23 protein-coding genes are annotated in these 21658 nt (G+C 33.8%); 5 read left to right on the forward strand and 18 right to left on the reverse strand.

Translation table 11 applies throughout. From position 1 onward, the window contains the following. The first annotated feature begins 78 nt into the window (after positions 1–78). Positions 79–1470 (forward strand): cyclic 2,3-diphosphoglycerate synthase, encoded by a 1392-nt coding sequence (locus AAGU07_RS02845; RefSeq protein WP_342457710.1) that lies wholly within the window; start codon positions 79–81, stop codon positions 1468–1470. Between the two features lie 72 nt (positions 1471–1542). Here the strand turns inward: AAGU07_RS02845 and rpiA are convergent, their stop codons facing one another. The 6 genes from rpiA to AAGU07_RS02875 all read right to left on the reverse strand — a co-directional run bounded on the left by rpiA (position 1543) and on the right by AAGU07_RS02875 (position 7666). Next, positions 1543–2214, reverse strand: coding sequence for a ribose-5-phosphate isomerase RpiA (rpiA, locus tag AAGU07_RS02850; protein ID WP_342457711.1), 672 nt, complete (start codon positions 2212–2214; stop codon positions 1543–1545). 127 nt (positions 2215–2341) lie between these two features. Further along, the gene (locus AAGU07_RS02855; RefSeq protein WP_342457712.1) at positions 2342–2770 is read right to left on the reverse strand and encodes a UPF0179 family protein; all 429 of its coding nucleotides are present in this window, start codon (positions 2768–2770) and stop codon (positions 2342–2344) included. A gap of 364 nt (positions 2771–3134) precedes the next feature. Then, positions 3135–3608 (reverse strand): universal stress protein, encoded by a 474-nt coding sequence (locus AAGU07_RS02860; protein ID WP_342457713.1) that lies wholly within the window; start codon positions 3606–3608, stop codon positions 3135–3137. A 174-nt stretch (positions 3609–3782) separates the two neighbouring features. Beyond that, positions 3783–4574: a class I SAM-dependent methyltransferase gene (locus AAGU07_RS02865; RefSeq protein WP_342457714.1), complete on the reverse strand. Its 792-nt coding sequence runs from the start codon at positions 4572–4574 to the stop codon at positions 3783–3785. Positions 4575–4628: 54 nt separating this feature from the next. Beyond that, on the reverse strand, positions 4629–5672 hold the full coding sequence (locus tag AAGU07_RS02870) for an NAD(P)-dependent glycerol-1-phosphate dehydrogenase (protein WP_342459333.1): 1044 nt from the start codon (positions 5670–5672) through the stop codon (positions 4629–4631). Between the two features lie 728 nt (positions 5673–6400). Next, a complete protein-coding gene (locus AAGU07_RS02875; protein ID WP_342457715.1) occupies positions 6401–7666 on the reverse strand; it encodes a pseudomurein-binding repeat-containing protein in 1266 nt (421 codons plus the stop codon). Between the two features lie 879 nt (positions 7667–8545). On the opposite strand from AAGU07_RS02875, the gene proS reads away from it, so the two are divergent. The 4 genes from proS to thiD all read left to right on the forward strand — a co-directional run bounded on the left by proS (position 8546) and on the right by thiD (position 12239). Further along, a complete protein-coding gene (gene proS, locus AAGU07_RS02880; RefSeq protein ID WP_342457716.1) occupies positions 8546–10024 on the forward strand; it encodes a proline--tRNA ligase in 1479 nt (492 codons plus the stop codon). A 19-nt stretch (positions 10025–10043) separates the two neighbouring features. Further along, the gene (locus AAGU07_RS02885; RefSeq protein ID WP_342457717.1) at positions 10044–10727 is read left to right on the forward strand and encodes a hypothetical protein; all 684 of its coding nucleotides are present in this window, start codon (positions 10044–10046) and stop codon (positions 10725–10727) included. Between the two features lie 85 nt (positions 10728–10812). Next, entirely contained in the window at positions 10813–11490 is a 678-nt protein-coding gene (cofC, locus tag AAGU07_RS02890; RefSeq protein ID WP_342457718.1) for a 2-phospho-L-lactate guanylyltransferase, read from the forward strand. Further along, complete coding sequence (gene thiD, locus AAGU07_RS02895; protein ID WP_342457719.1) at positions 11487–12239, forward strand: bifunctional hydroxymethylpyrimidine kinase/phosphomethylpyrimidine kinase; 753 nt, start codon at positions 11487–11489, stop codon at positions 12237–12239. Before cofC ends, thiD begins: the two co-directional genes overlap by 4 nt. A gap of 8 nt (positions 12240–12247) precedes the next feature. Here the strand turns inward: thiD and AAGU07_RS02900 are convergent, their stop codons facing one another. The 12 genes from AAGU07_RS02900 to AAGU07_RS02955 all read right to left on the reverse strand — a co-directional run bounded on the left by AAGU07_RS02900 (position 12248) and on the right by AAGU07_RS02955 (position 21488). Beyond that, complete coding sequence (locus tag AAGU07_RS02900; RefSeq protein ID WP_342457720.1) at positions 12248–12694, reverse strand: universal stress protein; 447 nt, start codon at positions 12692–12694, stop codon at positions 12248–12250. A gap of 28 nt (positions 12695–12722) precedes the next feature. After that, complete coding sequence (locus tag AAGU07_RS02905) at positions 12723–14087, reverse strand: MFS transporter (protein ID WP_342457721.1); 1365 nt, start codon at positions 14085–14087, stop codon at positions 12723–12725. A 246-nt stretch (positions 14088–14333) separates the two neighbouring features. Next, complete coding sequence (locus AAGU07_RS02910; protein WP_342457722.1) at positions 14334–14765, reverse strand: ACT domain-containing protein; 432 nt, start codon at positions 14763–14765, stop codon at positions 14334–14336. Between the two features lie 25 nt (positions 14766–14790). Beyond that, positions 14791–16089 (reverse strand): phenylacetate--CoA ligase, encoded by a 1299-nt coding sequence (locus tag AAGU07_RS02915; RefSeq protein ID WP_342457723.1) that lies wholly within the window; start codon positions 16087–16089, stop codon positions 14791–14793. 675 nt (positions 16090–16764) lie between these two features. Further along, positions 16765–17379 (reverse strand): superoxide dismutase, encoded by a 615-nt coding sequence (locus AAGU07_RS02920; protein WP_342457724.1) that lies wholly within the window; start codon positions 17377–17379, stop codon positions 16765–16767. Positions 17380–17466: 87 nt separating this feature from the next. Further along, positions 17467–18210 carry a peroxiredoxin gene (locus AAGU07_RS02925; RefSeq protein WP_342457725.1) on the reverse strand — a complete coding sequence of 248 codons (744 nt, stop codon included), beginning with the start codon at positions 18208–18210 and terminating at the stop codon, positions 17467–17469. A gap of 302 nt (positions 18211–18512) precedes the next feature. Beyond that, complete coding sequence (locus tag AAGU07_RS02930; RefSeq protein ID WP_342457726.1) at positions 18513–19028, reverse strand: ferritin; 516 nt, start codon at positions 19026–19028, stop codon at positions 18513–18515. Positions 19029–19050: 22 nt separating this feature from the next. Next, positions 19051–20232, reverse strand: a complete 1182-nt coding sequence (locus tag AAGU07_RS02935; protein ID WP_342457727.1) for an FprA family A-type flavoprotein — start codon at positions 20230–20232, stop codon at positions 19051–19053. 1 nt (position 20233) lies between these two features. After that, the gene (rd, locus tag AAGU07_RS02940) at positions 20234–20395 is read right to left on the reverse strand and encodes a rubredoxin (RefSeq protein WP_069583753.1); all 162 of its coding nucleotides are present in this window, start codon (positions 20393–20395) and stop codon (positions 20234–20236) included. 85 nt (positions 20396–20480) lie between these two features. After that, entirely contained in the window at positions 20481–20645 is a 165-nt protein-coding gene (locus AAGU07_RS02945; protein ID WP_342457728.1) for a rubredoxin, read from the reverse strand. 29 nt (positions 20646–20674) lie between these two features. Continuing rightward, a complete protein-coding gene (locus AAGU07_RS02950; protein ID WP_342457729.1) occupies positions 20675–20833 on the reverse strand; it encodes a rubredoxin in 159 nt (52 codons plus the stop codon). Between the two features lie 223 nt (positions 20834–21056). Next, the gene (locus tag AAGU07_RS02955; protein ID WP_342457730.1) at positions 21057–21488 is read right to left on the reverse strand and encodes a pyrimidine dimer DNA glycosylase/endonuclease V; all 432 of its coding nucleotides are present in this window, start codon (positions 21486–21488) and stop codon (positions 21057–21059) included. Positions 21489–21658 lie beyond the last annotated feature (170 nt).

A 21658-nucleotide genomic window follows, 5' to 3' on the forward strand; every position in this document is an offset into this window, starting at 1 on the left:
GGTTCACTGCCTTAAACTAAAATTATTTAACCTCGTAAACTCAAAAATACCTAGTATAAATTAAAAGTAGGTATATCCATGAAAGGTTTAAGGAAGATGATATGTTTAGTGGATGGTGAACATTATTTACCTGTTACAAAGTCTGCTCTAGATTTACTAGATAGTTTAGAGCACAATGAGATTGTTGCTGTTATTTTTATTGGTGGAACTGAAAAATTAAGGGAAGCCTCTGAAGAAGGAATCTCTGAAAAGTTAGAACGACCTGTTCATTTTGGTGAAGATCATCACAAAATTCCCTATAAATTAATAGGGGAAATGATCGAAAAATATGATGCTGACATTATTATGGATTTAAGTGATGAACCAATAGTTGATTATTCAAAACGTTTTAAACTTGCAACTGTTGCACTTGAAAGAGGGATTCCATACGAAGGACCTGATTTTAAATTTGACCCCATCACTGAGCATGATGTTTTAAAAAAACCATCGCTTAAAATACTGGGTACTGGTAAAAGGATCGGTAAAACAGCAGTTTCAGCATATGCCGCTCGATTAATCCATAATAGGAAATATAACCCATGTATCGTTGCTATGGGTAGAGGCGGGCCAGAAAAACCTGAAATTGTTCGCGGTGATTTAATAAAGATAACTCCAGAGTATCTAATGGAACAATCAGATAAAGGAGTGCATGCTGCTTCTGATCACTGGGAAGATGCCCTCATGAGTCGAATTTTAACCATTGGATGTAGAAGATGCGGCGGCGGAATGGTTGGAGATGTTTTTATAACCAACATGAAAAGGGGTGCAGAACTTGCAAATGATGTTGATGCTGATTTTATAATAATGGAAGGAAGTGGAGCTGCCATACCCCCTATTAAAACCAACCGTCATATTGTATTGGTGGGTGCCAATCAGCCAATTCAAAATCTGGAAGAATATTTCGGACCATTTAGAATAAAATTAGCAGATTTAATAATCATCACCATGTGTGAAGAACCAATGTCCAGTCCTGAGAAGGTTAAAAGGATTGAAAAATTCATAAAAGATATAAACCCAAAGGCTGAAATTATCTCAACTGTTTTTAGGCCAAAGCCGCTGGAAGATATAAAGGACAAAAACATTCTTTTTGCTACAACAGCTCCTGATTCTATAAAGGATGTGTTGGTAACTTATCTTGAAGAAAACTACGGCTGTAAAGTGGTAGGGACTACTTCCCACCTTTCAAACAGGCCGTTGCTCCAAAAAGATATTGAAAAATATATAGATGACGCAGACATAATGCTCACCGAACTTAAAGCTGCGGCAGTAGATGTTGCAACAAAGGACGCCCTCAATGCAGGATTAGGTGTTGTATACTGTGATAATATACCTATGGTTTGCGGAGGAGAAGCAGAGCAGAAAGAGCTTCAAGATGCAATAATAAATATTGTAGAAAAATCAATCACTGATTCTAAAGCAAATGGGGGATAAATCTATTCCCTATTTATTTTAAAGATCTAAAAATTAAGTATTAATAAAGTTAAATATAGAAAAAAAGAATTTTTATTTTTTCAGTGACTTAATCCCTTCAGATGACCCTACAAGAACTTCATCTGTTACTCCAAAAAATATTCCATTTTCTACAACTCCAGGGATATAATTAAGCTCTTTTTCAAGATATGCAGGATCTTCAATACTTTCAAACTTAACGTCAAGGACAAAATTACCGTTATCGGTTATAACCGGCCCACCTTTTCTTTGACCCATTCGCAGGGTAGGGACTCCTCCAAACTGCTTTACATGATCACTGACTGTTCTGCAAGCTTGTGGAATGACTTCAACAGGTACGGGGAATGCTCCAAGTTTATCGACCACTTTAGAATCATCTACAATAACTATAAATTTATCTGCAGCGCTGTCAACGATTTTTTCCATTGTATGAGCTGCTCCGCCGCCTTTTATCAGATTTAAACTGATGTCAACTTCATCTGCACCATCAACTGCAATGTCAATTGAATGTTCTTCAAGGGTGGTTACAGGAATTCCATTTTCCTTTGCAAGTAAAAAAGATTGGTACGATGTTGGAATACCTAATATTTCAAGTTCTTCCTCTATGATCCTTTTTCCAAGCTTTTCTATAAAATAAAGAGTAGTGGATCCAGTTCCAAGTCCCACTATATTTCCATCTTCAACTAATTTTGCAGCAGCATATCCTACATTTCGTTTAAGTTCCATAATTAGACCTCAATTAATAAATTTATAGTAATTTTTTAAATTATATTCAATTTTAAAAACGTATTTATAAGTTATCTAAATAAATATATAAAATTATTAGATTATTTGAAAAATATAAATAGCAAATTTATTTTAAAAGCACTAAACTAAGTTTTAATCCATTTATACATTCATTAGCAGGTTTCCCAAGAGATTTGATTATTTTACACTTGTCGTCCGCATATAAACCTTCTGGAAAACATAATTCCCTCATTGTACATTCTTTATCGCATTCGGGAAATTCAAAGGTAAGCATAGACCCTTCAAATGCTTTTTTAGTATCGACAAGTGCTTCAATATCTGCTCTTTCCACCTCAACAACTTTAACTTTTCCACTATCATGTATAGGACAGGGGTGTTCTGTGTCTTTTACCTCCGTTACTACATACATTCTTCCTTCTTCTAAAGAATCAATGCATGTACTTTTAAATCTACACGCTTCACATTCTGCAGAAGCTCCATAATGCATGAATTTAAGCCCCTCTTCTGCAAGAGTTTTTCCAATGAGCGTTATCATAATTTGTCTCCTTTAAATGGTGTTTTATATAATTAGTTCAATTATATCAAATATTATCTGATATTTCATCTGTATGCTGCATAATATAGAAAACAGCAGTTATTTAATTTTTAAATGGCATTTTACATGAAATTAAATTAAATAGTATTACCATTTTTAATATTCTACGGTTATATAAAAACATTAGGTATATGAATATAAATAGTTATCATCTGAAATTTCTTATTACATAACTGTCTAATCCTTAAAAAAATAAATTAAAATTAACCTAACTAGATTTAACAAATATTAAGAACTATCCTAAAGATTTACAAGAATTTTTATAATTTTTGAATAAAATAATTCATTGTGCTCTTTAATTATATTAGGGAACTACAACAACTGGAACTTTTGCTGATCTCAGTACCCTATCTGTGGTACTTCCAAATAAAGTTCGATTTAGACCTTCAAAAGTCGATGATTTTTGACAGCCGTGCTTACCAGTAGAACCCATAAATACTAAATCAATACTTTCCCTCCTGATAGTATCGAGAATTTCTTCATACGGTTTTCCACCAGTGACTTCAGTTTTTAATTTAACCCCTTTACATAAACCTTCACATTGACTTTCTTCCAGTTTTTTCCTAAAACGTTCTACTACCGTTTCTCCTTCATTCTGTAAACTATCATATAATTCTCCTCTAAAATTTGGCAGATATGCTGACCGCAGGAAATAAGTGTCAACAACATATAAAACAACAATATCAGCGCCACTTACATTGGAAGTCCATATTGCGTGTCCTCCTGCCCTTTCTGCACATTCAGATCCATCTATTGGCAGTAATATTTTCTTGTACATACAGTGACCTCTAATTTTATATTAATATTATATTACTTTCAGTATAAAAATTAATATTACACAAATTTCAAAATAAGACTTTGTTGGGAACATTGAAAAAGTAAATAAACTTAAAAAATAGTCAATAAAAGTTTAAACAGTTTGAAATATTAAATTATTATAAACTAAAATAAATTAATATGGCCTTTTAGCTATAAACATGCCTGATTTTTTCTCAATTTGGATTTTACCATTTTCATTCAAAATATTTGTAATATAGTCCTCAAAATCAACTATTTTATCACCATTTGTAACATTCTTAACCCTTGTAAATGAAAGAACGTAGTTTACTAAAGGTTCAGCTTCGGTTACTTCCAGACCATCTTCATATTTTACGAGCTTTATATCTCCAAAAGATTCACTTAACTGTTTTTCCCCATTTTCAAGACCAAATGCACGCGCAACTGGTTCCAATGAACAGTTAGCGTTTTTATCATAATTAGATACCAGATCACTCAATTCTTTCATATAATTTAGGCCAAAAGTAGTTGCATAAAGCACACCGTCACTCTTTAAAACTCTGCTAATTTCAGATATTGCTTTTTTCCTGTCAGGAACATGGTAAAGCATAAGGTTTGCAATAACCACATCAAATGAATTATCGGGATGTGGAATCTGCTCTGCATCTATTAACTCATATTCAAACCTTTCTGCAGCACCACCCATAGTGAGTTTAGCATCACCAAGCATCCCTTCTGAAAAATCAGAAAGTAGAATGTGCGCATCTTCAGGTATCTTCTGAAGGTTTGATTTCCATAATATTCCATTTCCACATCCAAGCTCAAGTATTTTAGCGTCTTTTTTAAATTGAATCTGATCAAATAACCATAATGTCCATTTATAGGGATTTGTCCCAAATCGCCTGTTTAATTCAACCCTTGCCATAAAATTACTTGAATCTGAATACTGTTTTAAAAGTGAGGTCATTTTATTTACTCCAGTTTTATTCCGGATTGAGATTTAATTATTTGAGCTAGGATTTTAGATAACACCAGTTGCAGTTGCAAGTTCTTCAGCAGCTTCTTTTGTAAGCCCTCTATCTCCCAAAATAGTATATCTTTCCCTCCTAATTGTATGGGCCATAGTCAGTGCTTCAATAATACATTCTGGATCTAATTTTAGCTCACGTGCAGTTGTTGGAGCTTTTATAGTCCTTAAGGTGTCCCTTATATATTTCCAATCTCCCCCATGTAGATACATCATCATTATAGTACCTATACCACATTGTTCACCGTGTAGTGCAGGTTTAGGTGCAACAATATCTAAAGCATGGCTGAACTTGTGTTCAGATCCGCTTGCAGGCCTGCTTGTCCCTGCAATACTTATGGCCATTCCGCTGCTTATGAGCGCCTTAACAACAAGAGCAGCACTTTCTACATGGCCCTCTTTTATTGCATCGGCAGATTCTAAAGTCATTTTAGCAGTCATAAGTGATAATGCAGATGCAGAATCACTATAATATTCATTTAAAAGCCTGTAAGATAATTTCCAATCTAATACAGCAGTGTAATTTGATACTATATCCCCACATCCAGCTGCAAGAAGCCTAAATGGGGCCTGGCTTATGATTTCTGTATCTGCAATAACACCAATTGGAGATTGGGCTTCAAGAGATACTGATCCTTTTTCATTCTTTATAGAAGCTCTTGGTGAAGCAATTCCATCATGAGAAGCTGCAGTTGGGGCACTTATAAATTGAATGTTATTTCGGGTTGCCGCCAGTTTTGCAACATCTATTACCCTACCTCCACCAATTCCCAAGACCACAGAAACATCCTTTGATGCGTCCTGAACTTCTAAAACAGCTGATTTTGATGCATTATCAATTATAAAAGTTTCAACATCAAAATCTTCATTTTGAAGGCTTTCTATAGCCTTTTCTCCCGCTATCTTGAGGGTATTTGGCCCGCTTACCACCAGAACTTTATCTTTAAACATGAGATCCTTACAGATAGAACCTGTTTCTTCAATTACTCCTTCGCCAGTATGAATTTCTCGTGGTAGTTGGATTTTCCTAAAGTCCATATTATCGTCCTTATAATATTCATTCATTGTATCGCAAATTTATTGTTTTAAAACTATATCTTTTTCTATTTTGAAAACTTTTTTAAGTGGCTAAATCATTAAATTAACTCAATTTACAGAAAATTATATAACTAATTCAAAAAGTTATATATATCTTAAATTATAAGTTTGGAACTTTAAAAAATACTTTTAAAATAGGCAAATATATAAAGGAATATCAAAAAATAAATTAAATGATTGACGATCTTTATAAGCAAAGAACTATTTTTTGCTTGCAGAACGTGTACTGAAAAAAGCAAAAATATGCATTAATTCAGGCTCAGAGGTACTGACTCAAATAAAAACTATTTTTGAGACTTGCAAAACCTGTAGTTTTTGTACACCAAACCTTTCTTGTTTGAGTGTTTAAATCAGTACCATTACAATATTTAAACTAATAAATTAGGAGTGAATAAAATGGCAAAAGTAAAAGGAACTAACGTTAGAACAAGACAAAAAAGTCATTATAAAAAAGCTGGAAGTAAAAGAGGAAGAGGAGTAAAACATTAAGGATACCTTGTAACTCAAGGTTCTTTAATTATTTCACATTTAAATAAGGATCACATCTCTTTCAATTAACTATTTTTTTAATTAAATAAAAATTAAATTTTTATGTACACATTTTAAAAAAAATCTTATTTTAAAATTAAAAAAAAGTAAATATTTTATTAACTTACTTAAAACAGCATTTATGTTGTCGCTTGTTTGTAGATAGCAGCTATTACTGCATTCAAATCTCCAGAATAAATGTAATTATATCCATTGTTTAACAGATATTGATCTGGGTGTGCCAGTCCTGTAAAACTAGCCGGGCTATAATTATCATCATGTGCCCTTGGCAGCCATGCTAAACCAGTTATATTAACCGATGATGGGGCCATCCATACACAGAATACTTTTCTAGTTCCAACTAATTTCTTGTAATAGCTTTGTCCCATTTCATATATTACACCAGCATCTGCTCCACCATAAACATCAACTATTAAAGCATTTGCAGGTACATTTGTATTTTGAAGTACTGAATAATGAGTATTAGCACCTAAACCTGCGTTATATGCATTTATTCCCAGTGCTTTTAGACCATTTACAATAGCGTTGATTCTATTTGTATCAGTTGTTGCTCCATTTATGTAATCACTTGTTATATATACCGGTCTTGCCTGTGATACAGCTGAAGTAACTGTTGACCATGCTTTTACTGAAACATAATTTGGTAATGCCTTGTTTGTTTGATAGTAATTGAGTATCTTTGAATATGTATAAATCAAGGATTCATACCTTAATTTACCAAGATTAGTGTTTGCATAATTTGGTGTTATACCATTTGCATCTATAAATGTTTTAACTCTTTTAGCAAGGTCTACATAATCTGACTTGTATATATTTCCACTTGTAATGTTTTCACTGGATTGTGCAGGAGCAGCGACAGTTTTTAAAGTTATCTTTGTCGTTGTTCCGTTGTTTAACTGCAGTAAACCTGCAGTAAGCAGTCTTAAGAAGTCAGGCATTTTAACCTGTGTTGTACCAATTGTCACATAATTTGGAAGGACATGGTTAGTTTCGATATATGCTTTGACCCTGGCTGCTGCATCGGTGATTTGACTTACAGTAAAACTTGTTGAATTAATTGTTGTTTTTGTTTCTCCTGCTGCAGCATATTGTTTCTGACTGCTAACACTGGTATTTACTGTAGTTTGCTGTGTTTGACTGTTATTTGTAGATTTTATAGTTGAATTTGCCACAGCTTGAGTTGTAGATTTAGTATTTGTCTGTAAAGTATTGTTTGCTGTTTGGTTTATGATTAAATTATACGCAGTACTGTTATTAACAGCCTGTGTTTGTGCAGCCCCCACATCTGATGCACTTGCACCAGCGATACCCATCAATGACAGACTGGATATTAGTAGGGCCACAAATAACGATTTTTTCGTAATTATACCGCCTCCGATTCCCAATCAAAAAACTATAATCTGAGTTTTTCAGGGAGTAGGAACAAATTAATCTCCGCAGCATATAAATATTTTGGTTTAAATTTGAAAAAAAAGTATCTTTAAAGCTCTTTTTTTAATTTAAAGCGTTCTATGAAGTTATATAAAATTAAGTATTACGACAACATGCCCTACTTGGTACTTTTAACAAATAAAGTCATTTAAAACGTTATTTTAATAAAATAAGCATATCTATTGCTTTTACTGCATACAGATAAATCGTGTAATTATTTAAAAAAGCTTATTAGCTTTTTATTTAGATAAAAACTCTTTTTTTCAAAATTGAGAAAATTTAAATTAGTCTTATTAAATAATTAGTAGTTAGTATGTTTAAAATTGTTACAATAATACATGTAGCCCCTCATTTATTTTTTAAATGTTTAAATTTTTATTTAAATTTCAATCCAAAAATCACCGAAGCTATACTTTTTGTGCCAGAAAATCATGATTTTTGAGTGTTTAAAGTCCCTATTTTTAGCCTTATTATTAAAATAAATAATATCATGAAATTTAAATTAAAAAGTTAAGCTCAAATCTATCTTCTAAAATCGATTTAGTTTTCGCCCATATCTATACCCCAAATTACACTTTCTGTTAAATTGTAATTTTAGTTAATTATATTAAAAACTTCAACTATATTCACATGAAGATATAACTACAAATAATTACATAACCTCAGGGGCATGAGCGTAGTTTTATATTAGTTATTTAATGGGATTAAAAATTACTTTTTTAGAGAATTCCCTACCTTTAATCTTAAATAATTAAAGGAACAACTATCTACTATAATATCCATAAAAAATATAATCATTTTATATACTTATTAGATTTTAATTAGGTGAATATATGACAGATTTCAGTGAATGGTTCCATAATATCTTAGAAGAAGCAGAAATAATCGACGATAGATATCCTGTAAAAGGGATGAACGTTTGGCAACCACAAGGATTCAAAATAAGAAAATATACTTTAGAAATTCTTCGAAATATCTTAGACAAGACCCATGAAGAGGTACTTTTCCCAATGTTAATCCCTGAAGATGAACTTGCAAAGGAAGCAATACATGTCAAAGGTTTTGAAGAAGAGGTTTACTGGATTACACATGGAGGACTTACAGAACTGAATAAAAAACTTGCACTTAGACCTACAAGTGAAACTGCCATGTATCCAATGTTCTCATTATGGGTAAGATCCCATACCGATCTCCCTATGAGGTTTTACCAGATCGTTAACACATTTAGATACGAAACAAAACACACAAGACCTCTAATAAGGGTCAGGGAAATTACTACATTTAAAGAAGCGCATACTGTACACGCAACAGAAGAAGAATGTGAAGAAGAGGTACAGAATGCAGTTAAAATTTACAAACAATTCTTTGATATGCTCGGAATTCCTTATATGATTTCAAAGCGCCCACAGTGGGACAAATTCCCTGGTGCTAAATATACAGTAGCATTTGATACCATCCTCCCTGATGGAAAAGCACTCCAGATTGGAACAGTACATAATCTTGACCAAACCTTTGCAAAGACATTTGACATAACTTATGAAACAGAAGAAGGAGACCATAAATATGTTTACCAAACATGTTACGGTATATCTGACAGAGTTATAGCATCAATTATAGGTATTCATGGAGATGAGAAAGGATTATGTTTACCACCAGCAGTTGCACCTTATCAGGTTGTTATTGTACCAATTATATTTAAAAAAGGTGCTGAAGAAGTTTTAGAGTTCTGTAGAAATATAGAAGCTAAACTCAAGTCTGCAGGATTAAGGGTCCATTTTGATGATAGGGACATAAGAGCAGGCAAAAAATTCTATGAACATGAAATGAGGGGAGTTCCTCTAAGAATGGAAATAGGTCCTCGTGACATTGAAAATAAGAATGCAGTAGTCTTTAGAAGGGATCAACTTGAAAAAGATACTATTTCAATTGAATCTGATGAATTTATAGATGAAATTAAATCCACATTAGACAATATAACTCATGATATGAGAGAAAAGGCATGGGGATCCTTCAATAAGCACCTAAGAGATGCTGAAACCGTTGAAGAAGCTGCCCGGGAAATTGAAGAAAACATGGGAATTGTTACATTCCACTGGTGCGGAAATGAAGCTTGCGGAAAAGAACTTGAGGAAAAAGTCAGAGTAGATATTCTTGGAGTTCGAGAAAGTAAATCAGAGACTTACAAAATGCCTTTAACCGAAATAGCAAAAGAAGAGATAGATTTACTTCAAGAGGAAGGGGCAGCAGCACGTGAATGTATTAACTGTGGAAAGCCTTCCACATGCAGAACTATGATTGCAAAAACCTATTAAACATTAGCTGGGGAAACAGATGAATATAAGAGTTGTAAGTCTTGTATTAATAGTTTTAGTATTTGCATTAGTTTCGGGAATGATAAGTTACTCAGTATCCAGTGGAGTACATTTAAACGACGCATATACTAGTGGAAAGATCACAGTAGTTCAGCAAACTGCAGCAGGTACAGTTCCTCACCAGGTTATGATAACAAATAATGCAAGCAAATCTGTTAAAGTGAAGAAAGGAGACGTACTTGTAAGTACAGTATCTCAAGATCTTGTAATTGCAGAAGATAAAACAATATCATCAAACTCAAATGCAACTGTAAAGGCATACTGCCTAGAACCATCTCAAAGGGCTGTCGTAGGTACAAAGCTATTACCTGTAAATACCACATACAGCGCAATAACTCGTGTGATAAGTGGTTCTAATCCAACTAACTCTCAAAGTGCTATGAACGCCCAACTTCAAATCTGGATAATTACATCCGAAGGCAACTTGAATCCATATACTGGAGAACCAGTGGCAGTTGTGGACAATAATAACATTACATGGTCACAGTTCCGTCAGGATATAGCCGATGCCAAAAGTGATGTTATGAGCACATTCAACGTTACAGAAAGCAATATCAAAAATTTAAATCAAACACAATCAAACAGTGGATCAACTTCATCATGGATAGACAATACTATAAGTTGGATAAAAGAATCAATATAATTTATATTAATTAAAATTTTATTTCAAGTAGGGTCTATAAATGAATTAACCACTATGTAAAAAATCTGATTCAGGAGTTACCACTATGGAAAAAACATTTGCTGTAATCCCAGTATCAAAATTTACAGATGCAAAAACAAGATTATCCCCTAAGTTAACGCCATTGGAACGTGAAAATTTATTAAAATCCATGTTAAAAGATGTAATTGGAGTTTTAAGCGGGTTAGTAGACAATATAATAGTTATAAGCTCTGATGATGATGTTTTAAATTTTGTAAAAAAACTTGGCGTTGAAACATTTAAGGAAAAGGGAGTTACTGATTTAAATGGTGCATTAACTCAGGCAATTCAACACTATTCTAATTTTTGCAGTAATATATTTATAGTACCCTCTGACGTGCCTTTAATTAAAAAGAATCATGTTAAAGAGATATTAAATAGAAGTCAAGAATTTGATGTTGTCATTGCTCCTTCCAAAGGCGGAGGTACAAATGCACTTCTATGCCCTACTTCCTTTTGTGTGAAATTCGGAGATTACAGCTTCTTTGAACATATAGATGAAGCTAAATTAAGAGGACTCTCACACAGCATTTATGATTCCTTTTATTTATCCCTGGATGTGAATACAGCAGAAGACCTCGGCGAAATAATGCTACATGGAAAAGGAACTGAAGCAAGAGACTATTTAAAGAAAGTACAGCTTAAAGTTAAATCTAACCATGGATCTGAAAGGTTGGATGTTAGCCGAGAGGCCACTATATGATCGCGATGTCCATTGCTGGTTTTGACCCTTCAGGCGGCGCTGGAATTTTAAATGATATCAAGACTTTTTCTGCATTTGGTGTTTATGGAACTGCTGTAATAACAGCCCTCACTGCTCAAAATATAAATAAAGTAGAGGGAGTTCAGCCAGTTGATGTGCAGTTCATTGAAAAACAAATTGATACAATCTTAAAACAGGAAAAAATTGAATTTGCAAAGACAGGGATGCTTTACTCTGATAAAATCATAAAAACAGTTGCCCAAAAAACTACCGAGTATGGACTAAAAGTGGTGGTTGATCCTGTAATGGTGGCAGGCTCTGGGGGGCATCTGTCCCAAAAAGACTTTGCCAGATCTCTAAAAAAATATCTTTTACCTGTTGCTGAATTGGCCACCCCCAATATACATGAAGCCCAGGAAATTTCAGGAGTCAAAATAGAGAATACAGAAGATTCCATAGAGGCTGCACTTAAAATAGGAGAAACCTGTAATGTTGTAGTTACGGGAGGACATCTTGAAGGAACTGACGTACTCTTTGATGGTTCAATTAAAGTTATAAAAGGAGAACTTGTTGAAAGTAACAATACCCACGGTACCGGATGTACCTATTCATCTGCAATTACCGCATCTCTCATAAAAGGAGATAATATCGAAACTGCTGTTAAAAAGGCTGGAAAATTTGTAAAAGAAAGTATTAAGTATGGAAGCAGGGGAACTTTAAATCAGTTCTGGAAATGTATAACCCTTTAAATTAAAAATTATGGAACCACAAGAACAGGGCGTTTTGTTTCTCTTATTACTCTTTCTGTAGTACTCCCAACTAAAACCCTATCTAAACCATGCCTGCCCGAAGCTCCCATGATCACGATATCAACATCTTCTTTATCCATGGTTTCAAGTATAATTTCATGCGGTTTTCCTTCATCTATTTTAGATATGAAATTAATGTTTTTGCACATTCCCCTGCACTGGCTATCTTCTAAATCTTTTTCAAATCTAGCAATAGCTTTTTTCCCTTCGTTTCTTAATTCTTTTTCCAGATCTTCCCTAAAACTCGGCAGGTAAGAAGGCTGCAGATAGTTGACATCAATTACATTCAATACAATGATATCAGCGCCAGTTACATCTGCAAGGGTTATAGCATGTTCACCTGCTCTTTTTGAACTTTCCGAGCCATCTGTAGGCAGCAAAATTTTTTTATACATATTTTAACCTCCTATTTGAATCAATTATTTATTTTCTGGCCATTGAAGCAAAAATACCTCCAAAACAGAGTACAGCAAATATGATAAATGTTATCTGTATACTTTGAATTAAAGCAGGGTACTGGGCAGGTAATATCTGCACTCTGCCAATTAACATGGCAAAAATCAACATAGCTATACCCATACTTAAAACCTGACCCACCAGACGCATGGTACTGACTGTAGCTGAAGCTACACCAAAGAATCTCCTTTCCACAGATCCCATAATGGCATTTGTATTGGGGGAAGAAAAAAGTCCAAATCCAATGCCCAGTACAATCAATCCAATTATTATATACTCAAATGTAGTCTGTGCGCTTATAAATGCAAAAATTAAAAGTCCCAATGTCACCAGAGCCATTCCTATAGATGCCATGATACGTGGTTCATAACGATCTGAGAGCCTACCTGCAAAAGGAGTTATTATGGCCATCATTATCGGTTGGGCTATCAAAATTAGACCTGCATTTTGCGCGCTTAATCCTTTTACATACTGTAAATAAAGACTTAAAAGGAATGTAACTGCAAATGTAGCACTGTAATTTATAAGTGCAGCCAAATTAGAGAAGGCAAACGCCCTATTTTTAAAGAATAGTTTCATATCCAGCACAGGACTATCTATACTCAATTCCAACCTGGTGAATCCTAAAAATACTAAAACACCTGCAATTATAGCAGCTATTCCCCATATGTCAGGAAGCGATGAAAATCCAAATATAACCAGTACAAGAGCTGTACTGTAAAGCACTGAACCAGGTAAATCGAATTTCTCTCCTTTACATGCAGCCCATTCCTGCTCCCTTAATTTCCAGAATATCAAAACAATCACCAGTAAACCAAAAGGTACCATTAAATAGAATAAACTTCTCCAGCCAATATAATGAGTTATAAGACCTCCTAAAACCGGTCCAAGAGAAAGTCCAGTGTAAACTGCTGCAATATTTATTCCAATTGCTTTTCCTCTTTCTTGAGGAGGAAAAGCTGATGTTATAATGGCAAGTCCAGTAACAAAAATCATTGCACTACCAATTCCCTGTAACACCCTAAATCCAATAAGTGTAAGGGTGGAAGGAGCCATAGCTGATAAAAAAGATGCTATGGTAAAAATAATAATTCCAGAGGTAAAAACTTTTTTCATTCCATGTATATCTGCTATTCTTCCAAATGGAACAGCAAACATGGCTGATGTTAATAGAAATGCTGTTGGAATCCAGCTCAGCAAAATAGCATCTGTAGCAAATTCAGAAGCAATTGCTGGAAGTGCGATATTAACAGAAGAACCCATAAATGGAGTTAAAAAGGAGGCTATAGTAGCGATCAATAAAGCTGACATTTTATTAACATTGTTACCCATGAAAACACCCGTTGACTAAATTTATAGATAATGTTTGTTTCCCAAATTATATAAAAATTTAGAATTGATTTTTTAAAATATAAAGGCTTTAAAACGATTATTTTAGTTTAAAAGTGATTTTTACACCTACTAAATTAATAAATAGGCTATGAAAATAGCAATATTCAAATTAAGAACTTTAAATAATTTAAAACAAATGTTTAAGCTTTTAAAATTAATAAAAAAGTAAAATAAAATATATTTATTTTACAATTCATAAACTTCTTCAGGTGAGAGAACTGCAGCTCCACCTTCTTTTAAAGCTGCAATACCTTCATCGATATCTTCAGTACGCAGTACAACTACTGCTTTTTCTGTTTTCTTTTCAACAAAGGCATATATGTATTCCACGTTAGTATCCGATTTATTTAATACTTCCAGAATTCCTTCAAGCCCACCTGGAGAATCTGGAACTTCTACAGCAATTACATCAGTTATTTTAACTACAAAATTGCCAGCTTCAAGTGCTTTTTTCGCTTTTTCAGGGTCAGGGACTATAATTCTTAAAATCCCAAACTCAGATGTATCTGCAATTGAGAGAGCACGTATATTCATCCCTGATTCTCTTAAGATACTCAACGCGTTCCATAGTCTCCCTTTTTTATTTTCTAAAAATATAGATACCTGTTTTAATTTCATCTTCGCCACCTTGTATGATTTCTATTTAAATTTCCCTTTTATCAATAACCCTAACAGCTTTACCTTCGCTTCTTGGAAGTGATTGTGGTTCAACAAGAGTCACATTAACTCTAAGCCCGATTTCACTGTGGATACGGTCCTCTATCATCTTTTTAACTTCTTCCACATGTTTTACTTCATCTGAGAAGAACTTTTCAGACGTTTCAACCTGAACTTCAAGTTCATCCAGGTGCTGCGGCCTTGTAACCACAATCTGGTAGTGCGGTTCAAGATCTTCAATCTTAAGCAGCGCCTTTTCAATCTGTGATGGGAATACAATTACTCCCCTAATTTTAAGCATGTCGTCGGTACGTCCTGTGATTCTATCCATTTTGATAAGTGTCCTTCCACAGGAACATTTTCCTTTTCTTAAAGCTGTAACATCCTTTGTACGGAAACGGATTACAGGCATGCCCTCCCTTGTTAATGTTGTTAAGACAAGCTCTCCTTTCTCTCCTTCAGGCAATGTTTTAAGTGTTTTAGAATCAACAATCTCAGGGTAGAAATGGTCATCAGATATATGCAAACCCCTTTTATCATCACATTCCATAGCCACCCCCGGGCCAATTACCTCAGTCAACCCGTAAATATTAAGTGCAGTAAGATTAAGCCTCTTTTCTATTTCATTCCGCATTTCTTCAGTCCACATTTCGGCCCCAAATACTCCTGCTTTCAATTTTATTGATTCTTTGCTGATCCCTTCTCTTTCAGCCATTTCACCCAGATAAAGTGCATATGACGGCGTACATGTTAGTACAGTTGATCCAAAATCTTCCATAATTTCAAGCTGTCTCATGGTATTTCCAGCAGAAATAGGTACTACGGTGGCACCTATTTTTTGTGCACCATAATGTACGCCCATTCCTCCCGTAAAAAGCCCATAACCATAAGCATTCTGGATTATATCCTTTTTTCCGGCCCCTGCCATTCCTAAGGCCCGTGCAATAACCTCTCCCCAGATATCAAGATCTTTTACTGTGTATCCTGAAACTGTCGGTTTTCCTGTTGTCCCAGATGTGGTATGCACTTCCACTATCTCATCTTCAGGAACTGCAAACATTCCAAATGGATAAGCATCCCTCAAATCAGTTTTTGTGGTAAATGGAAGTTTTTCAATATCTTTAAGAGTTTTAATATCTTCTGGCTTAACACCTGCTTCATCAAAACGCTTCCTGTAATATGGAACATTTTCATATGCTCTTTTTACAACGGCTTGTAGTCTTTTAAGTTGTAGTGCTTCTTTATCATTTTCTGACATGCACTCTGCTTCTTTATTCCAGATCATTTATCTCCCTGCCAATCATTAGATAAAATTGTAATATAAACTTTAGTTAAAATCTATTTTTATAACTTATGTATTTATTTGTAGCAACTGCAATCCCAGAAGATATCTAAATTTAAGGAATTAAACACATAATTTATTTGAGAGCTCCACTAAACCTGCTATCAATTTTTATCACGTTAATTCTATTTAAAATGCATATAATTATTATATGAATATATTAATCTAATTTATAAAAATAAAATTAAAAATATTTGTATTAAAAATATCTATTTTAAATTTTAAGGATATATAATAATTTATAATGCACAATAAATACTATTAGTATTTTCTTTAATTTTTACACTTTCAGGAATCTATTTATACATAAATAAATCCGAAAGGCTTATTAACTAATGCATCACTAAACAATAGATCGGCAAAGGGTATTCTAATCACGTAATTTTTACCGCCTAACCGATTACTGATTTTCCCTTTGCCCAAAATATATAAAAAAATGCTTACCGCCTCCGGAAGCATTGGAATATATGTCTTATAGAATTATACACCTTTTTAATTCTTTATAATCTTTTAATTTTTATATAAGACAAGTATAAAGACGGATTAATTTTTGTAAAATAATTCTAACTAAAAAAAGATGTTTTTAAATATTTAATAAAAAAGAAAAATTTAAAGAGTTTAACCTTTTAACCAGGCATCAACTCGAGTGTTGACCTCATCCCAGTTTACTATGTTCCAGAACGCTTCTACAAAGTCCGGCCTTACATTTTTGTAGTCCAAATAGTACGCATGTTCCCACACATCAAGCACCATAAGTGGAGGCCATCTAGGGGCAGTATTTACACTGTGTTTTTCAAGCTGCAATATAAAAAGCCTGTCAGTATTTTTACATAATGTAACAACAGCCCATCCAGAACCTTCTGTACTTATAGCCGCCTGTGAAAACTCTTTTTTGAACCTTTCAAAACTACCAAAATCTTTTTTTATGTATTCAGCTATTGTACCAGTTGGTTCGCCGCCATTTTTATCAGCAGGTCCCATATTCTTCCAGAATAGCGTATGGAGCTGGTACCCACCTACATTGAATGCAAGTTCCTTTGCTTTAGCTTTAACATCAAAATCTGCGCCTTTTTCTCTTGACTCATCATATAGCTTTAAAATAGCATTTGCAGCATCTACATAGGCTTGATGATGTTTTTGATGGTGTATTTTAAGCTGTTGTTCAGAAATATGTGGTTCTAAATCTTTATATCCATAATCTAATTCAGGTAATTCATAAAATCCTTTTGCCATTATAAAATACCTCCAAAATTTTTGTAAAAAATTTTTGGGGTTCAAAAATCTCAATCGAAGATTGAGATTTTTTCAACCTCCTTTTAACTATAACTCTTTCCATTCTGAAGTTTTATACTTTTTAAACCATGGTTTGTGGCACAACCACCAGTCAATACATGCATATTCTCCGGCTTCTACATTCTGTTTTCTTTCGATAATTTCTTCCTGACTTTGTGGTGGTGGAATTATCACATTGCTTCCAAATCTTCTGTTTAGTGGCCAGTCAGCAGGAATTGCTACTTTCTCATCGTCTGCAATTCTAAGTCCTTCTACTGCCCGCACTATCTCGCTGAGATTTCTTCCAAGCTCTTGAGGATAATAAATCATTGCCCTTATTATTCCCTCTGGATCAACTATTATAACAGCCCTTACTGTATTTGTTCCCTTTGCAGGGTGAATTAAACCAAGTTTACTTGCAATGTCCCCGTTATCGGCAATTACTGGAAATTCAATTCTGATATTGAAATTTTCTTTGATCCATTCTATCCATTTAAGGTGCGAAGTAACCTGATCAACACTGAGCCCAATTAGTTCACAGTTCAGTAATTTAAAATCGATATAATGCCTTTGAAATTCTAAAAATTCAGTGGTACAAACAGGTGTAAAGTCAGCAGGATGGCTGAAAAGGACAAACCATTTACCTTTATACTCTTTTGGAAGTTTTATTATACCTTGAGTTGTTTTAACATCCTTAATTTTTGGAAATGGATCACCAATAAGCGGCATTCCTCCAGCTTCGTCGGTTTTTTTGGTTTTCCGTACCTCATATATTTTTACTTTATGTCCCATTTTTGACCCTCTTATTTAACAGATATTTAACATTATTATTTTATTATTTATGTTAAATAATGATTTCGCTTTTATTAGGAGAATAATGTAAAGATTTAATGTTAATAGGAAAATTTCAAAGGAATATGTCCAAAAATCCATAAATAAGATACATTAATTTAAATTTAAAGATTATAATTCCATTACAGCTAAATTTAAAGAGAATAAACTTAAAAATAAAGATTCCCTGCACTTAAAATAATAAAATGTATTTAAAAATTTTTTTTAAAAAATCAAACTGAAAAAGAAAATATGAAAAAATACTACCCTTTAGTTGTTGCAGGAGGCGTGAATACCCTCTGTCCAAGTTCACTATCAAGCATGAATAAACTGCTTGCAGATTCACCTGTGAGTTTAACTTTTTGAAGTACAGCATTGGCTGATTCTTCTTCTTCAACCTGTTCTGCCACAAACCACTGCAGGAAGTTATTTGTCGCATGATCACTTTCAGACATTGCTAAGTCTACCAACGCATTTATTAAACCTGTAACTTTCTGTTCATGTTTGTAAACATGTTCAAATGCTGCTTGAGGAGATTCCCATTCAGCTGGAGGTTCTTCTATAGAAGATAAGACTACTCTTTCCCCTCTCTGTACAATGTAATCATAGAATTTCATTGCATGGGTCATTTCTTCCTGTGCCTGAACCCTCATCCAGTTTCCAAAACCAGCCAGTTCAATAGACTCAAAATATGCTCCCATTGATAAATAAAGATATGCCGAGTAAAGTTCAGCATTCAATTGATAATTTAAAGCATTCAAAACATTTTCTTTAATCATTCCATCACTCCAATACTAGAATTTATAATAAACCCTTCTCTTTATGTTTTTTAATAATTTCTTCTGCAAGTGCATCTATTTTTTTGAAGTCCTCTTCCTTTGGAAATCCCTTGACAATAACAGGATCAATGATTTCCGCCCTTATATTGGTTAAAGTTCCTTTAAGTAGTTCAACTGTTCTTCCACCCCATCCATAAGAGCCTATTATAGATACAAATTTTAACTTAGGCCGCAGTGCATTTGCAAGATATGCAGCATAAACTGCACTTGGATGTGGGCCAGTTAAAACAGTCGGAGTGGCAATTATGAGCGTTGATGCATCTACAAGAGATGTAGCTAATTGTCCAACATCAGAAGATGTTAAATTAAATGGTTTGACAGTTATGCCCTTTTTAACCAGTATATCCATTAAATAGTACACTATTTCCTTTGTGCTGCCATGCATAGATACATATGGTATGACCACCTCATTTTTAGTTTCATCAGATATCCATTTTTTATAAGCTTCAAAAATAAGTTCTGGTTTTTTATAAACCGGCCCATGACTTGGTGCCACTATCTCAATAGGAATATCCTTAAGTTTTTCCATGTTCTTCTGGATAAACACCCTAAAAGGCATCATTATCTCTGCATAATATCTCTTTGCAGCTATATATGTTCGAGCCTCATCAGTTACAAATGGATTACTCTCTGCAAGATGTGAACCAAAGAAATCACATGAAAATAAGATTTTATCTTCCTCAAGATATGTGGACATAGTTTCAGGCCAGTGCACCCACGGAGTATAAATAAATTTAAGGGTTTTATCTCCAAGTGAAAGGGTCTCTCCATCCTCAATAGTTATAAATTTCTCATCAGGAATTAAAAGTAAGTCTTTAAGCATTTCTTTGCATTTTGGGTTGGTTATAATGTCTGCATCTGGATAAATTTCGAGAATTCCCGGTATTGACCCAGAATGGTCCTGTTCAGCATGATGTGATATTATGTAATCAATGTTCACATTAAGTTCATGGAGATTACTTACTAATTCCCCTATTTTAGTGGGATCCACTGTATCTAATAACGCTGTTTTTTCGCTTCCCTGTATTAAATAGGAATTATATGTTGTACCTTCTGGAAGAGAGATAATTTCATCAAATATCCTCCTGTCCCAATCTATAGCACCCACTGCATATATTCCAGATTTTAGTACTCGGGATGCCATCTTAATCAACAGGTTCAAATTGATCTTTTCCGACTCCACACATTGGGCAAAGCCAGTCATCAGGTAAATCTTCAAAAGGAGTACCCGCATCTATTCCAGATATGGAATCGCCTTCTTCGGGGTCGTATATGTAACCACACGCTGTACATATATATTTTTTCATTTTTCAGCCTCCAAAAGGTTTGTTAATAATAGAAGTACTTAAACGATTTAAATATGAGCTTTATTTATTTTAAATTTTTCGTAAGTTACCTGATTTTAACAAATCGAATCTTACCTGCCCCACAGCTAGGACAACGCCATAAATCAGGTAAGTCATCAAATGCCGTACCAGGATCTGTTTTTGTTTTAGGTTCACCCTTTTCAGGGTCGTATATATAACCGCATACATTACATTTATATCTGCTTGCCATTGAATCAACCTTTTAAATCTTTCTAACTGCTACCTTATCATCATAAAACGAATTTTACCTGCCCCACATTTTGGACAGCGCCACAGCTCCGGTAAATTATCAAATGCTGTACCTGGAGGTGTTCCTGTTCTAGGTTCACCTACTTCTGGATCATAGATATACCCACAGACTTTACATTTATATTTCATTGATTAAATCCCCCTTTTATACATCCTAAAAAACTTAATTTTAATTTTTATACTTTATTTTTGTTTTTTAATATTTATAAATCTTCCAAATTTAATTATTTACTCATTTTTAAGAAATTAAATTCATTATAAAGGGCATTGACCATCTAAATTTTGTTTAAAAAGGACTTAATTAAGTTTTAATGGTTTTCAGGATGTACTGCACAAGCTGATAAATTAAATGTCAATATGGTCTTTCCCACGATTCTATATCTCCCGGCACTACTTTAAAAATTGGATTTGACCGGGGAAAATCTAAATTCACCAATATATCATATCTTTCAGGATCCCTTATTTTGAGCTTTCTTTTTAAATGTTTAAACTCATAAAGCATTTGTCCATCAGTTACTTCAATTTTAGAATTTACAAACTTAATTCCAATTCTATCCCTCTTAAAATTATAATTTCTTCTTTTAGATTCATTGTAAACATGTAATAAGTAAGTATCAATGGCGAGTACCGGATCATCTTGTTTTTTAAACCTTTCAAGTTGAGGATGATGTTTGTAACCTTCAGTTTTTCCATTAAGAACATTACGGGCCATTATTCCTTCTCTCCAAAGTGCGACAAGGCCTTTAGTATCAAGGTACTCCGGATGCAAACTCCACAATCTCATAGTCTTCACCAATATTCGATTGGAAGCCTCACGGCTTCACAATCTCATTGATCACAGATCTAATATTCGATTGGTAGCCGCGAAAACTACGTTTTCGCAGGCTCCATAATCTCATTATCAATAACATGAAATCATAAGCACAAAAATACATTTTTCACAGGCTTCACAAT

The organism is Methanobacterium sp. (genome assembly GCF_038562635.1).
GTDB lineage: Archaea > Methanobacteriota > Methanobacteria > Methanobacteriales > Methanobacteriaceae > Methanobacterium_D.

Excerpts from the sequence above, each read along its gene's own strand:
- AAGU07_RS02845 (WP_342457710.1), top strand. The coding sequence starts at position 79 with ATGAAAGGTTTAAGGAAGATGATATGTTTAGTGGATGGTGAACATTAT.
- rpiA (WP_342457711.1), bottom strand. The coding sequence starts at position 2,214 with ATGGAACTTAAACGAAATGTAGGATATGCTGCTGCAAAATTAGTTGAA.
- AAGU07_RS02855 (WP_342457712.1), bottom strand. The coding sequence starts at position 2,770 with ATGATAACGCTCATTGGAAAAACTCTTGCAGAAGAGGGGCTTAAATTC.
- AAGU07_RS02860 (WP_342457713.1), bottom strand. The coding sequence starts at position 3,608 with ATGTACAAGAAAATATTACTGCCAATAGATGGATCTGAATGTGCAGAA.
- AAGU07_RS02865 (WP_342457714.1), bottom strand. The coding sequence starts at position 4,574 with ATGACCTCACTTTTAAAACAGTATTCAGATTCAAGTAATTTTATGGCA.
- AAGU07_RS02870 (WP_342459333.1), bottom strand. The coding sequence starts at position 5,672 with ATGGACTTTAGGAAAATCCAACTACCACGAGAAATTCATACTGGCGAA.
- proS (WP_342457716.1), top strand. The coding sequence starts at position 8,546 with ATGACAGATTTCAGTGAATGGTTCCATAATATCTTAGAAGAAGCAGAA.
- AAGU07_RS02885 (WP_342457717.1), top strand. The coding sequence starts at position 10,044 with ATGAATATAAGAGTTGTAAGTCTTGTATTAATAGTTTTAGTATTTGCA.
- cofC (WP_342457718.1), top strand. The coding sequence starts at position 10,813 with ATGGAAAAAACATTTGCTGTAATCCCAGTATCAAAATTTACAGATGCA.
- thiD (WP_342457719.1), top strand. The coding sequence starts at position 11,487 with ATGATCGCGATGTCCATTGCTGGTTTTGACCCTTCAGGCGGCGCTGGA.
- AAGU07_RS02900 (WP_342457720.1), bottom strand. The coding sequence starts at position 12,694 with ATGTATAAAAAAATTTTGCTGCCTACAGATGGCTCGGAAAGTTCAAAA.
- AAGU07_RS02905 (WP_342457721.1), bottom strand. The coding sequence starts at position 14,087 with ATGGGTAACAATGTTAATAAAATGTCAGCTTTATTGATCGCTACTATA.
- AAGU07_RS02910 (WP_342457722.1), bottom strand. The coding sequence starts at position 14,765 with ATGAAATTAAAACAGGTATCTATATTTTTAGAAAATAAAAAAGGGAGA.
- AAGU07_RS02915 (WP_342457723.1), bottom strand. The coding sequence starts at position 16,089 with ATGATCTGGAATAAAGAAGCAGAGTGCATGTCAGAAAATGATAAAGAA.
- AAGU07_RS02920 (WP_342457724.1), bottom strand. The coding sequence starts at position 17,379 with ATGGCAAAAGGATTTTATGAATTACCTGAATTAGATTATGGATATAAA.
- AAGU07_RS02925 (WP_342457725.1), bottom strand. The coding sequence starts at position 18,210 with ATGGGACATAAAGTAAAAATATATGAGGTACGGAAAACCAAAAAAACC.
- AAGU07_RS02930 (WP_342457726.1), bottom strand. The coding sequence starts at position 19,028 with ATGATTAAAGAAAATGTTTTGAATGCTTTAAATTATCAATTGAATGCT.
- AAGU07_RS02935 (WP_342457727.1), bottom strand. The coding sequence starts at position 20,232 with ATGGCATCCCGAGTACTAAAATCTGGAATATATGCAGTGGGTGCTATA.
- rd (WP_069583753.1), bottom strand. The coding sequence starts at position 20,395 with ATGAAAAAATATATATGTACAGCGTGTGGTTACATATACGACCCCGAA.
- AAGU07_RS02945 (WP_342457728.1), bottom strand. The coding sequence starts at position 20,645 with ATGGCAAGCAGATATAAATGTAATGTATGCGGTTATATATACGACCCT.
- AAGU07_RS02950 (WP_342457729.1), bottom strand. The coding sequence starts at position 20,833 with ATGAAATATAAATGTAAAGTCTGTGGGTATATCTATGATCCAGAAGTA.
- AAGU07_RS02955 (WP_342457730.1), bottom strand. The coding sequence starts at position 21,488 with ATGAGATTGTGGAGTTTGCATCCGGAGTACCTTGATACTAAAGGCCTT.